This is a genomic window from Herminiimonas sp. GW821-FHT09C12 (assembly GCF_059416385.1).
The window spans coordinates 686,977-699,681 of the sequence record NZ_JBWKPC010000001.1 but is presented as its reverse complement, the minus strand read 5'-3'; the positions used below and the strand labels follow the sequence as shown (position 1 = coordinate 699,681).

Annotated in this window: 13 protein-coding genes; 9 read left to right on the top strand and 4 right to left on the bottom strand. The window is 52.7% G+C overall.

All coding sequences use genetic code 11. The features are described 5' to 3' along the window. The first annotated feature begins 206 nt into the window (after positions 1 to 206). Positions 207 to 464 (top strand): hypothetical protein, encoded by a 258-nt coding sequence (locus AC07N2_RS03290; protein WP_494776989.1) that lies wholly within the window; start codon positions 207 to 209, stop codon positions 462 to 464. Between the two features lie 55 nt (positions 465 to 519). Here AC07N2_RS03290 and AC07N2_RS03285 read toward each other — a convergent pair whose 3' ends face one another. Then, positions 520 to 1,584 (bottom strand): MBL fold metallo-hydrolase, encoded by a 1,065-nt coding sequence (locus AC07N2_RS03285; RefSeq protein WP_494776988.1) that lies wholly within the window; start codon positions 1,582 to 1,584, stop codon positions 520 to 522. 136 nt (positions 1,585 to 1,720) lie between these two features. Here AC07N2_RS03285 and AC07N2_RS03280 point away from each other — a divergent pair, with 136 nt between their 5' ends. The 6 genes from AC07N2_RS03280 to AC07N2_RS03255 all read left to right on the top strand — a co-directional run bounded on the left by AC07N2_RS03280 (position 1,721) and on the right by AC07N2_RS03255 (position 7,493). Further along, complete coding sequence (locus AC07N2_RS03280; protein WP_494776987.1) at positions 1,721 to 2,128, top strand: YchJ family protein; 408 nt, start codon at positions 1,721 to 1,723, stop codon at positions 2,126 to 2,128. A 29-nt stretch (positions 2,129 to 2,157) separates the two neighbouring features. Then, positions 2,158 to 3,519, top strand: coding sequence for an adenosylmethionine--8-amino-7-oxononanoate transaminase (gene bioA, locus AC07N2_RS03275; protein ID WP_494776986.1), 1,362 nt, complete (start codon positions 2,158 to 2,160; stop codon positions 3,517 to 3,519). Beyond that, a complete protein-coding gene (bioF, locus tag AC07N2_RS03270; protein ID WP_494776985.1) occupies positions 3,516 to 4,700 on the top strand; it encodes an 8-amino-7-oxononanoate synthase in 1,185 nt (394 codons plus the stop codon). Before bioA ends, bioF begins: the two co-directional genes overlap by 4 nt. 1 nt (position 4,701) lies before the next feature. Beyond that, positions 4,702 to 5,412, top strand: coding sequence for a dethiobiotin synthase (gene bioD / locus AC07N2_RS03265; RefSeq protein ID WP_494776984.1), 711 nt, complete (start codon positions 4,702 to 4,704; stop codon positions 5,410 to 5,412). Positions 5,413 to 5,454: 42 nt separating this feature from the next. Further along, on the top strand, positions 5,455 to 6,474 hold the full coding sequence (bioB, locus tag AC07N2_RS03260; RefSeq protein ID WP_494776983.1) for a biotin synthase BioB: 1,020 nt from the start codon (positions 5,455 to 5,457) through the stop codon (positions 6,472 to 6,474). 89 nt (positions 6,475 to 6,563) lie between these two features. Then, complete coding sequence (locus AC07N2_RS03255; protein ID WP_494776982.1) at positions 6,564 to 7,493, top strand: hydroxymethylglutaryl-CoA lyase; 930 nt, start codon at positions 6,564 to 6,566, stop codon at positions 7,491 to 7,493. A gap of 93 nt (positions 7,494 to 7,586) precedes the next feature. Here AC07N2_RS03255 and AC07N2_RS03250 read toward each other — a convergent pair whose 3' ends face one another. The 3 genes from AC07N2_RS03250 to AC07N2_RS03240 form a co-directional block, all read right to left on the bottom strand. Beyond that, positions 7,587 to 9,461 carry a TRAP transporter large permease gene (locus AC07N2_RS03250; RefSeq protein WP_494776981.1) on the bottom strand — a complete coding sequence of 625 codons (1,875 nt, stop codon included), beginning with the start codon at positions 9,459 to 9,461 and terminating at the stop codon, positions 7,587 to 7,589. Beyond that, the gene (locus tag AC07N2_RS03245) at positions 9,458 to 10,126 is read right to left on the bottom strand and encodes a TRAP transporter small permease subunit (RefSeq protein WP_494776980.1); all 669 of its coding nucleotides are present in this window, start codon (positions 10,124 to 10,126) and stop codon (positions 9,458 to 9,460) included. The genes AC07N2_RS03250 and AC07N2_RS03245 overlap by 4 nt, the downstream gene beginning before the upstream one ends. A gap of 94 nt (positions 10,127 to 10,220) precedes the next feature. Next, positions 10,221 to 11,372 (bottom strand): TRAP transporter substrate-binding protein, encoded by a 1,152-nt coding sequence (locus AC07N2_RS03240; protein WP_494776979.1) that lies wholly within the window; start codon positions 11,370 to 11,372, stop codon positions 10,221 to 10,223. Positions 11,373 to 11,878: 506 nt separating this feature from the next. Here AC07N2_RS03240 and AC07N2_RS03235 point away from each other — a divergent pair. After that, complete coding sequence (locus AC07N2_RS03235) at positions 11,879 to 12,358, top strand: GNAT family N-acetyltransferase (protein ID WP_494776978.1); 480 nt, start codon at positions 11,879 to 11,881, stop codon at positions 12,356 to 12,358. Next, positions 12,351 to 12,680, top strand: coding sequence for a YnfA family protein (locus AC07N2_RS03230; protein WP_494776977.1), 330 nt, complete (start codon positions 12,351 to 12,353; stop codon positions 12,678 to 12,680). Before AC07N2_RS03235 ends, AC07N2_RS03230 begins: the two co-directional genes overlap by 8 nt. Positions 12,681 to 12,705: the final 25 nt, after the last annotated feature.

Below are 12,705 nucleotides of genomic sequence, written 5' to 3'. Positions count from 1 at the left end.
GATTTCGCAGTACCTGAAATGGGAAATGAAAGAACTCGCTACGCTCAGACAGCTTTCATTTCTGATCCATTTCACGCACCGCAAAATCGGCAGCGTCAAAGCGGAATTTAAAGCCGAGATGCGGAGATAGTGTGCAGGACTGATAGCGGGACTTTTCTGTGGATGGGTGTATTGTTTGATCCATCATGTTTTGAAAAGGGTTGCGAATGCTTACTATACTTTTCCTTTTGTTAGCTCTAGGGGCTGGTTGGCTAGCTATCGTTGTATATCGCATAGGTAAAAACGTCAAAGAACAGCCTTTCAAAGTTATGGCTGGTAATCACTTCGAACATTTGTCTGGGATTGAACGTGTTGAAATGCAAGAACGCTGGGGTTCTCGCATGGGCTTGAATTTTTATATTTGGATATTGCTAGCAATTATCTTTGCAATTTTTGCTATCGCAACTTTAGTGATGGATTACTAAAAATTTGTAAGATGGTTTTTTGAAATTCGTGAATCTATTCCTATTTTGGCTCAGATCAATAAGTCTGAAACCGAATCACCCCATCACTGCTAATAATCCGCTTCAACATCCCATCCTTCCAAAGCTTGTGCAAATGCGCCAGCGCTTCTCCAAGCGCGAAGCTCAATTGATGGGCATCCAATTTGCGCACAAACATAATCGGCACAATATCCGCCGCCGATTGTGGTGTGACACAAACCGCTAATACTTCTTCCAATCGCGCCGCATGATGATCGAACAATTGCTGTATGCGCGTATGCAAACCACGGAAAGGTTTGCCGTGTGATGGCAGTACCAGCGTGTCTTCCGGCAAGTCTTTGAACTTCAATAATGAATCGAGAAACTGCTGCACCGGATTCGATTCCGGTTCGACTGCGAAGACAGAGACGTTGGTCGAGATGCGCGGCAGCACCATATCGCCGGAAATCAGCAGATTCAAATCTTCGCAATACAGCGCCGCATGTTCTGGTGCATGGCCGAAGCCGGTGATGACGCGCCATGCGTGCGCGCCTATGCGGAAGCTTTGCGTGTCGTGCATGCGTATGTAGGAGATCGGTACGCTAGGTACCAGCGTTGGGTAATAGCTGCGACGACCTTCCAGTTCCGCCAGCATTTGCGGATCGGCCAGGCCGTGACGTTTGAAGAAGGGGAACATCGAGGTGCCGTCAGCGCCCGGCAGCGCGGCGGACATCATGCGGGCGAAGGTGTATTCGCCGGTCGTCATCCACAGCGGGACATCCCAGCGCTTGCATATCCAGTCGGCGAGGCCGACGTGATCAGGATGGCAATGGGTGGCGATGACGCGCACGATGGGCAGACCGTTTAATTGCGTGGCAAAAATGCTTTCCCAGGCGGCGCGTGTGGCATCGTTGGAGATGCCACAATCGATGACGGTCCAGCCGCGTACGGTGCCGTTCTCCGATTCGAACTCATCTTCCAGCAGCCAGAGATTGATATGGTTGAGCGCAAATGGCAGACCCATGCGCAGCCACTTTACGCCGGGCGTGATCTCGAACGTGCTGCCAAGATCTGGCAAGGTGTCGTCAAATGGGTAATTTAGTTGTGCTTCAAGCAAATTCATCGTGGTCCCGTGGCTAGCCAATAAGATTCACATTCACTGCGGGCGCGCCTACAATAGCCGTCGGAAATGCATGGTGTCATTCTAAACGGTGTTACATCACACCGCGCCATTGCATGATAGGCAAGTGAAACAGATCATGACAAAACCAAATACAGCTGCTGGTCCCGTTTGTCCGTGCGGCAACGGAGATTATGCGCTTTGTTGCCAACCGTATCACGACGCTACAACAGCATCGACCGCAGCACCGACTGCCGAGGCATTGATGCGCTCACGTTACAGCGCTTACGCCTTGGGTTTGATGCACTATGTACATGCGACCTGGCATGCATCGACGCGGCCGCCGCTGACGGATTTTGTGCATGACGCTTCGACTAAATGGCTGGGCCTGGAAGTCAAAAAATTCATTCCTGGACAGGATGAGGCCACGGTCGAATTCGTCGCGCGCTCCAAGAGTGGCGGACGCGCACAACGTTTGCATGAAGTCAGCCGCTTTGTAAAAGAAGACGGGCGCTGGTTTTATATAGACGGCGTGTTCCCCGATTGAGTCATCGTCAATAAAGAATATCTGGAGTCATGTTGGACGCAATGAATCAAACACCATCAGGCAAGCAATCCGATCTGGTCGCGCGCAGTCTGCGCAGCGTGTGGCATCCGTGTACGCAAATGCAGCATCACGAAACGCTGCCGCTGGTGCCGGTCAGTCACGGTCGCGGCGCGTGGTTGTACGACACCAACGGTGATCGCTATCTGGATGCGATCAGTTCGTGGTGGGTCAATCTATTCGGTCATGCCAATCCGCGTATCAATAGCGCATTGAAGTTGCAGCTCGATCTGCTGGAGCACGCAATGCTGGCCGGCTTTACGCATGAGCCGGTAGTGCAATTGTCGGAGCAGCTTGCAGCGCGTACTGGTGATGTGCTCGGCCATTGCTTTTACGCATCCGATGGCGCATCGGCGGTGGAAATCGCATTGAAGATGAGCTTTCATGCGTGGCGCAATAACGGACAGAGTGACAAGCGCGAGTTCGTTTGCCTGAAGGGTAGTTATCACGGTGAAACAATAGGCGCGCTGGCAGTAACCGATGTGCCTATCTTCCGTGATGCCTACGGCCCGATGCTGCAGCATGCACATGTGGTGATGAGCCCCGATGCGCGTGCTGCGCGCGATGGTGAATCCGCCGTCGATGTGGCACGTCGTGCTGCGGCCGAACTGGAAGCCTTGTTTCAAGACCGTTCCAAATATATTGCCGCTATCATCGTCGAGCCGCTGGTGCAATGCGCGACTGGCATGGCGATGTACGATCCCGTCTATCTGCAGGAAGTGCGTGCACTGTGCGATCGTTATCACGTGCATTTGATCGCAGATGAAATTGCAGTTGGCTGTGGTCGCACCGGTACTTTCTTCGCGTGTGAGCAAGCTGCGATCTGGCCGGATTTCTTGTGTCTGTCTAAAGGCATTAGTGGCGGTTATCTGCCTTTGTCTTTGGTGATGACGCGCGATGCGATTTATCAGGCGTTTTACGATACGGATGTGGCGCGCGGATTTTTGCATTCGCATTCCTACACCGGCAATCCACTTGCCTGTCGCGCTGCATTGGCGACGCTGGCGATCTTTGATGAAGATGATGTGATCAATGCCAATCGCGTGCGTGCTGCGCGCTTGACTGATGCATTGGCGCCGTTGGCTACACATGCGCAAGTCAGCAACTTCCGTCAGCGCGGGATGATTTGGGCCTTCGATGCGGTGATTGATGATGCCGATGCGGCAGCGACTTTCTCGCGTCGCTTCTTCACGACTGCGCTGGAACATGAGTTGTTGCTGCGCCCTATCGGTCGCACGGTCTATATGATGCCGCCCTACATTTTGAATAATGAAGAAATCGATGGCCTGGCAGCGCGTACGCACACTGTTTTTGAAAAGGTCATGCGCGGATGAGCAAGCTGATCGCGGGACTGGAACAACAACTTGCTCAACTCGATGCGCAAAGCTTGCGTCGTCGCCGTCGCACAACTGAATCACCATGCGCGCCACGTGTGCAAGTTGATGGACGCGAGATGCTGGCTTTTTGCAGCAACGATTATCTCGGTCTGGCTGCGCATCCACGCATAGTGAATGCCTTGCAGGAAGGCGCAAGTATCTACGGTGCTGGCAGCGGTGCATCGCATTTGATCAGTGGTCATTCGCGCGCGCATGCCGAGCTGGAAGAGCGGTTGGCTGAGTTTGTATCGCCGCAGATAGCAGATGCGCGTGCTTTGTATTTCTGTACCGGTTACATGGCGAATATCGCCATTCTCAGTGCCTTGTCCGGCAGCGGTGCTGATCTGTTTTCTGAATCACTGAATCACGCGTCGTTGATAGATGGTGCGCGTTTGTCGCGTGCGAATGTGCATGTGTATCCGCATGGCGATCTGGATAAGCTCGCTGCTTTGCTGGCTGCCAGCACTGCCGATAACAAGATGGTGGTGACCGATAGCGTCTTCAGCATGGATGGCGACCTGGCCGCCCTGCCGCAATTGCTGGCTTTGTGTGAACAGCATGATGCGTGGCTGGTAGTCGATGATGCACATGGTTTTGGTGTGCTGGGTGCGCATGGTCGCGGTGTGCTGGAACATTTTGCTTTGAGTTCACCTAATCTGGTTTACATGGGTACGCTGGGCAAAGCTGCTGGTGTTGCGGGTGCATTTGTCGCCGCGCATAAGAGCGTGATTGAGTGGATGGTGCAACGTGCCCGTCCGTATATTTATACGACGGCTGCGCCACCGGCAGTCGCACATGCCTTGCTGACCAGCCTCGACATTATCGAAGGTGCGGAAGGTGCAGAACGTCGTGCGCATTTGCAGACCTTGATTGCGCAATGGCGCAGTGCTTTGCAATTGCAACGCTGGCAAGCCTTGGCTTCGGATACTGCGATTCAGCCAGTGGTCATTGGTGCGAACGATGAGGCGATGAAGATCGCTGCAGCTTTGTACGAACAAAATATCTGGGTGCCGGCAATACGACCGCCAACTGTACCTGCCGGTACCGCGCGTTTGCGTGTGACCTTGTCGGCAGCGCATAGCGCCGCCGATGTCGCGCAGCTCGTTGAGGTGCTGCACCAACTGGAAAAGCGAGATTGAGATGACAGCTACTTTTAATTGTTTTGTGACCGGCACCGATACCGAAATCGGTAAAACCATGATTTCCACCGCCTTGTTGCATGCGCTGGTGGAAAGAGGCGTACGCGCGGCAGCGATCAAAAGCGTTGCTGCCGGAGCAACTGCAATTCAGACAAGCGCCGGTCAGGTCTGGCACAATGACGACGCTGACGCGCTGGCGCAGGCTGCAAACGTGGCTTTGCCCCCCGAATTGGCGACGCCGTATTTGCTGCATGAAGCGGCTGCGCCGCATGTTTCGGCGAAGTTGCAAGGTGTTGCTATAGATATCGCGCATATTAAGAACTGTTATGCGCAAGTCTGTGAGCTGGCAGATGCCGTGGTGGTTGAGGGTGTTGGCGGCTTCCGCGTGCCGTTATCGGACCATGCTGATACTGCGGATTTAGCCCAAGAACTGGGTTTGCCGGTCATAATGGTGGTCGGGCTGCGGTTGGGCTGCTTGAATCATGCCCTGCTGACCGCCGATGCGATTGCTGCGCGTGGGCTGAAGTTGGTGGGCTGGGTAGCCAATACAGTCGATGCTGGCATGTCGTTTGCTGAGGATAATGTCGAAGCATTGGTTGCGCGTTTGCCCGCGCCGCTGCTGGGTTGTGTGCCGCGTTTGGCTGCGCCCTTGCCTGCTGCCGCTGCTGCGTATCTGGATTTTTCGTGTTTGCCGAACTGGCCCAAGGCCTGATCTGGCGAATACCCGATTTAAATTTTAGTCAGGAGTTTTTCGATGTCGTCGCAACCTGTAACTTTCCAAGCGCCTGTCGCACCTATCGTTCCAACCGCGTGGCCGGTGGATGAGGTGTTGGCCTTGTTCAATCTGCCGTTCAACGACTTGATGTTCCGTGCGCAAACCGTGCATCGTGAAAACTTCGATCCGACGGAAGTGGAACTGGCGACTTTGTTGTCGATCAAGACCGGTGGCTGCCCGGAAGATTGCGGCTATTGCCCGCAAGCTGCACGCTACGACACCGGCGTGACCGCACAAAAAATTCTGCCACTGGAAGAAGTCCTGACCGCAGCGCGTGAAGCAAAAGCGCACGGCGCGACCCGCTTCTGCATGGGTGCAGCATGGCGCGAACCAAAAGACCGCGATCTGGAAAAAGTCGAAGAGATGGTGCGTGAAGTGAAGGCCATGGGCCTGGAAACTTGCGCAACGCTTGGCATGCTGGGCGAAGGCCAGGCAGAGAAACTGAAAAACGCCGGTCTCGATTACTACAATCACAATCTGGATACCGCACCTGAGTTTTACTCAAATGTGATCTCGACTCGCGATTACCAAAATCGTATCGACACACTCGGTCGTGTACGTGGCGCCGGTATCAAGGTGTGCTGCGGCGGTATCGTCGGTATGGGCGAATCGCGTTTGCAACGCGCTGGCCTGATCGCGCAATTGTGCAATATGGATCCGTATCCAGAGTCAGTGCCAGTCAACAATCTGGTGCAGGTTGAAGGTACGCCTTTGCACGGTACCGATCCTATCGATCCATTGGAATTCGTACGTACTGTAGCTGTCGCTCGCATCACGATGCCGAAAGCGCGTGTGCGCCTGTCCGCCGGTCGTCGTGAAATGGGTGAAGCAATTCAAGCGCTGTGCTTCGTTGCTGGCGCGAATTCGATTTTCTACGGCGACAAGTTGCTGACTACCGGCAATCCAGAAGCGATGGCTGATCAAGAATTGCTGGAGAAGCTCGGCATGCATACTCGCAGCACCGCTATCGATGCACGTTGCGACGTAACACCGTCCTAATGACGTCTTTGTAAATATCGTCAGACGATATAGCTACGGCCGGTTGATTTTATCGACCGGCCGTTTTTCCTTCCAATGAGGTTCCTCAATTGAATCTTGCCAAACAACTGCCAGCATCCGTCAAGATCGTCGAAGTCGGTCCGCGTGACGGCTTGCAGAACGAGCAGCAAACCATTAGCGCCGAGACCAAGATAGAGCTGGTGAATCGCCTATCGCAAGCTGGCTTTCCGAATATCGAAGCGGCGTCCTTCGTCTCACCGAAGTGGGTGCCGCAGATGGCGACGTCATCCGAAGTGATGGCTGGTATTGCACGTAGGCCCGGCACGATCTATTCAGCTTTGGTGCCGAATATGAAGGGCTTCGAAGCTGCGCTCGCAGCAGATGTTGATGAAGTGGTGATCTTCGCTGCGGCATCGGAAGCTTTCTCGCAAAGGAATATCAATTGTTCTATCGCTGAATCGATCGCGCGCTTCCGCGATGTTGCACAGGCGGCCAAGCAGCACAATCTGCGTTTGCGTGGTGCGCTGAGTTGCGCTTTCGGTTGTCCGTATCAAGGTGTAGTCACCGCAGATAGTGTGGCTGATGTCGTGCGTCAATTACGAGAACTGGGTTGCGATGAAATCGATATCGCCGACACCATAGGTGTAGCGACACCGCGTCATGTGCAAACAGTGATGCAGCGTGCGATAGAAGAATTCCCGATTGATCGTTTATCCGGTCACTTCCACGATACTTACGGTCAGGCGCTGGCGAATATTTATGCGAGTCTGGAAGTTGGTATCTCGATTTATCACGCGTCGGTAGCGGGTCTTGGTGGATGCCCGTACGCGAAAGGTGCGACCGGTAATGTCGCGACTGAAGACGTGCTGTACATGATGCAGGGATTGGGTATCGCAACCGGCATTGATCTGGATGCAGTAGTGGATGCGGGACAATTCATCTCGGAGAAGTTGGGGCGTAAGGCAGTGAGTCGTGCAGGTAATGCGATTGCAGCGAAACGCTCGCCTGCTTGCAGCTGAAAAAATTAATTCGTAGTTCAAATAAAAAGGGATGCAACCAATTGGTTGCATCCCTTTTTTAATATTGCCTGACGATTGCTCGTCGTTCAGTCATCAATTCCCGTAAAGGAATTCCGGCAGCCACAAGGTCATGCCCGGCCACAGATACATCAGGACCATGCAAATGATCACGATGAACATATAGGGCATCATGCCGGCAAAAATCTGGTTGAGGGTGACATGCTTAGGCGCCACTCCTTTCAGATAGTAGGCTGACATCGCCACCGGCGGTGACAGGAAGGCTGCCTGCAGGTTGACGAAGACCAGCGTGCCCCACAACAAAGGATTGATGTCGAAGTGGTGCAGCATAGGCAGGAAGATAGGCACGAAGATCACAATGATCTCGGTCCATTCCAGCGGCCAGCCCAGGACGAAGATGATGGCCTGCGACAGCAGCATGAATTGCAGCGGCGTCAGGTCCAGCGACAACACCCATTGCTCCACCAGTGCCTGGCCGCCGAGGATGGCGAACACGGCAGAGAAAATTGCCGAGCCGACAAACAGCCAGCACACCATCGCCGTGGTTTTGGATGTCAGGAATACCGCTTCCTTGATCTTCTTCCAGGTCAGGGTCCGCGCTTGTATCGCCAGCAGGAAGGCGCCAAACGCACCAACCGCCGCCGATTCAGTTGCCGTGGTAATGCCGAACAGGATCACCGCCAGCACCAGGAAGGTCAGCGTCGCCAGTGGCAGCGTTGAAGACATCAGCAACTTCAGCAACTGGAAGAGCTCGGCTTCCATGATCCAGTAGTAGTAAATCAGCAAAGCTGCCGAGACTACGCACAGGATGGAGAAGTAAATATAGAAACCTGATGGCGGACCGGTGTATTCATGTGCCGGTATCGAAGCTTGCAGCTCGGCGTCACCCATCTCTTGCAAACCGACTGAAGAATCTTCGTCCGCTTCCGCAGTTTGTTCACCACCCAACTCTTGCAGCGGTGCTTCTGCCAATGCATGCGGATCGCTGCTCTCTGTAGCCGGTGCCTGGCGCGTTTCCATGGCAACTGGTCGTGTCGGCTCGACTTCATCCGGTTGTTGATGGATGACGACATACCACCACACCAGCCACACGGTGAGCACGGTCATGAAGAGTGGCATCAGCACCGCGAGGAAGTTCTTGAACAGCTTCCAGTAAGTGATCTGCTTGCCATCGACTTCTATGCGCAGCGCTTTGCCCGGCATCGCAACTGCAGCTACCAAGGCCGGCAGCATTTTCTTCGAATATGCTTCCTGCAGTTTGGTGGTCCATGGTTCAACCGGAATATGCGTTGCGCTTTCCGGCAGGCGTGGCGCGATCTTTGGATTGATCATCGCCCAGCCTATGATGTAGACCAGATACAGGAAGGCGAGGAAGAAGCCCGGCAGCATCGCGGCTGCATACAGTTTGACGATGGATTCGCCGGCCACTGCAGCAAACACGATGATCATCACCGATGGTGGGATCAGGATACCCAGCGTGCCGCCGGCAGTGATGACACCGGCAGCCAGCCGTGTGTCGTAACCAGCCTTCAGCATAGGGTTGAACGCAATCACGCCCATCAGCACCACCACAGCGCCAACCAGGCCGCTGGCGATACCCCAGAAGGTACACACGATCAGCGAAGCGACAGCCAGCGAAGCCGGAACCCGGCGGAACGCGAGCTGGAAGCTGTAGAACATTTTGTCCACCAGCGCCCCTCGCTCCATCACGTATCCCATGAGCACGAATAGCGGTATCGATACCAATACATCATTCGTCATCGCACCGTAAGCGCGCTGCACCATCAGATCAAATACCTTGTTGTGTACCCATGATTGCGACGGATCATAAAACGCAATAAAACCAAATGCAGTGCCTAGCCCCATCAAGGTGAACGCAGTCGGAAATCCCAGCAGGATGACCACTACGATCAGGCCCAGCATCAACATACCCATTGCCGGATCGCTCATAGTTTCGCTCCATCGCCCATGCCGCGTTGTTTTGCCGCTTCTTCGATTGAATGTGCACGTTCGATTGCATCCTTGCGGGTTTCTGCATCGACGTACTCGCTATTGGCAAGTTGCTGTTCGACGACGTCGATTTCTTCAGCATCTTTCAGACGTGGTGGCCACTCACCGGTTTTCAGACAGACCACACAGCGCACTATTTCGGCCAGACCTTGTAACATCATCAAACCACCTGCCAGCGGAATGATGGCTTTGAAGTGATAGATAGGCGGGCCATTCGCAGTCAATGTGGAATGTTCCTGGATACGCCATGAATCGCCGGCATAATCCCAGCCCGCATAACAGAGCGCCAGAACGCCAGGGATGAAGAAAACGAAATACAGAATGAAATCGAGCGTGGCCTGGGTACGCGGCTTCATGCTGCTATACAGGAAGTCGCCGCGGACATGGCCGTTCTGCGCCAATGTATAAGCACCGCCGAGCATGAATAATGTGCCGTACAGCATATTGGTGGCATCGAAAATCCAGGCTGTTGGTGCGTTGAGTAGATAGCGTTTGAAGACTTCCGCACAGATCATGAGCATCAGCGCCATGATCAACCAGGAGGCGGCTTTGCCGGCCCAGGTATTGATGCGGTCTATCCTGTTGAGGAAAAGTTGGACGGTCATGGATTGCACCTTTTGCAGAAAACAGTGCTGCTTAAAAAACGGGCATCACTCCCGCTCGCGATCAGGAGTGATGCCCGCTTGTCTCAGATAATCATCAAGCCTTGGACGGTGTTTTCTTAGGCCCGAAGTAATGATTGAAGGCCATGCGCCTGTTGTTGTTGGTATCCATATCCCAGCGCATTGCACGCTCGGCAAATGCACGTTGCGAAGCTTCGACTTCGCGGAACAGTGCATTATCTTTACCTTTTCTCGCTACCACGTCGTCCCACACGGTGAGTTGTGTTTGCAAGACGGCATCTGGCGTTTTGTAGAACTTGACGCGGTCTTTGGTTTGCATTTCACGATAGTCTTTTGAATAGCGATCAATTGCTTTCCATGACATATCGGCCGACGATGCTTCTACCGCATTTGCGATGATGGCTTTCATCTTCGGTGGCAGTGCGTCGTACTTGGTTTTGTTGAAGCTGATCTCGAATTGCTCCGAGCTTTGATGGAAGCTTTGCAGCATGCAGACCTTGGATACATCAGGGAAGCCGAGGATGCGATCTGAACTGGCGTTGTTGAATTCCGCGCCATCCAGCAAACCTCTATCCATAGCGGATACGATTTCACCGCCCGGCAATGCATTCACGGCAGCGCCCATTTCAGTGAACATATCGATCGCGAGCCCGTTGGTGCGGAACTTCAAGCCTTGCAGATCTTCTTTCTTGGTGATTGGTTTTTTGAACCATCCTAGTGGTTGCGTTGGCATCGGACCAGTGAGGAATGGTGTGACGTTTGCGCCGATGGATGCATAGAGTTTATCCAGCAGTTCTTTGCCGCCGCCGTACTTATGCCATGCCAATACCATGTTCGCATCCATGCCGAATACCGGTCCGGAGGTCCACAGTGCAATCGCACTTTGTTTGCCGTAGTTGTAACCCATCACGCCATGGCCGCCATCGAGCGTACCTTTCGATACCGCATCGAGTAGACCGAAAGCAGGTACCACTGCGCCAGCAGGTAGCACTTCAATCCGCAGTTCACCACCGGTCATGTCATTTACTTTTTTGGCGAAGTCCTGTGCGTACTCGTGGAAAATATCTTTGCTAGGCCAGGTACTTTGGAAGCGCATCTGTGTGACAGTTTGCGCAGTAGAGATCATCGGAAAGCTGAGTGCGGCTGCTGCGCCGGCAGTTGTTGCGGTACCAAGAAACTTACGACGTGTGGAAGGGGAAGTCTGATTCTGTTTGAGGCTTTTCTTCATTGTGTATCTCCTATTATATTTTTTAGAAATCACTTTGATTCATCAACCGACAGATCGCATCCATTGGGAAATGGCGGCAGTACTGACGAGCGTAGAATGCGCTTTCGTGGCGATAAGTCAAGTCGCAATGCAACAGGCAAAGAGGCTCTTTTTGGTGCATTTTTCGACGGATATGACAGATGAAGAGCAAGTGTTAAATATTCTTTTAAAAGTTCACAGGCATCGATTTTTATTTTTTAAGGTCGCATTTTTACGCAAGAAAATACGATGTTTTCAGAGGGAAATTTTGATTTTTTAAAACGGATATTGAGCGTGTGTGTGAAAGATTTTTAAAGAGGTATCGACATCGACTTTATGTATCTATTCCGTCAATGGAAAATCGATTTGTGACGATGGGATTAATCTGATTAAATGGCTTAATTATTTTTTGTGCATGATCATAGTGTTGTGATTGCATCCGTTTTTCTTACACCACGCTTACAAAAAAGTAAGCTCATCCAACTCCCATGTCATATATCGATCTCATTCAAATTAATTCGCAAGGATCGCCCGTCAGCAAGGTTGGTACGCTGGATAGCATCGCGCAGCAAGTGTGTGCTGCAACGGCCTCGTTATATGTAGATGCAGGTTTTGTTTTGCCGTGGGTAGGCTATCTTGCGGAGAAGAATGGAAAGGTAGTTGGTGCGTGCGCATTCAAGGCACCACCATCGGATGGAAAAGTGGAAATTGGTTATTTCACTTTTCCTGATTCAGAAGGAAAAGGAATCGCGACCTTGATGGTGCGACAGTTGCTGGAGATTGTGCAGACAGAGCAAGCTGAGTTGACTGTCGTTGCACATACTGCGAATGAAGAGAATGCTTCGAATGCGATCTTGAGTAATCTCGGTTTTCGCTTCATGCATGTATTGGAGCATCCCGAGTATGGCGAAATGTGGGAGTGGCATTTGGTAAGCGAACAATCAGTATCGGAAAATAAAAATGTTTGAAATGAAAACGATAGGCCTGTTTGTCTTGACGGCCATCGCTGAGATTGTCGGTTGTTATTTGCCGTACCTTTGGTTACGGCAGGCTGGATCAGTCTGGTTGCTGATTCCTGCTGCGCTTAGTCTGGTTTTGTTTGTATGGTTGCTCTCGCTACATCCAGAAGCTGCAGGCCGCGTCTATGCCGCATACGGTGGCGCGTATGTTGCCGTCGCATTGCTTTGGTTGTGGATCGTCGATGGCATCAAGCCCACCAATTGGGATTTCGTCGGCGTCGCCGTTACACTGGCAGGCATGGGCATCATCTTGTTTGCGCCGCGCGCTTGATGGTCACACTTCCGGCTTGAGCGTA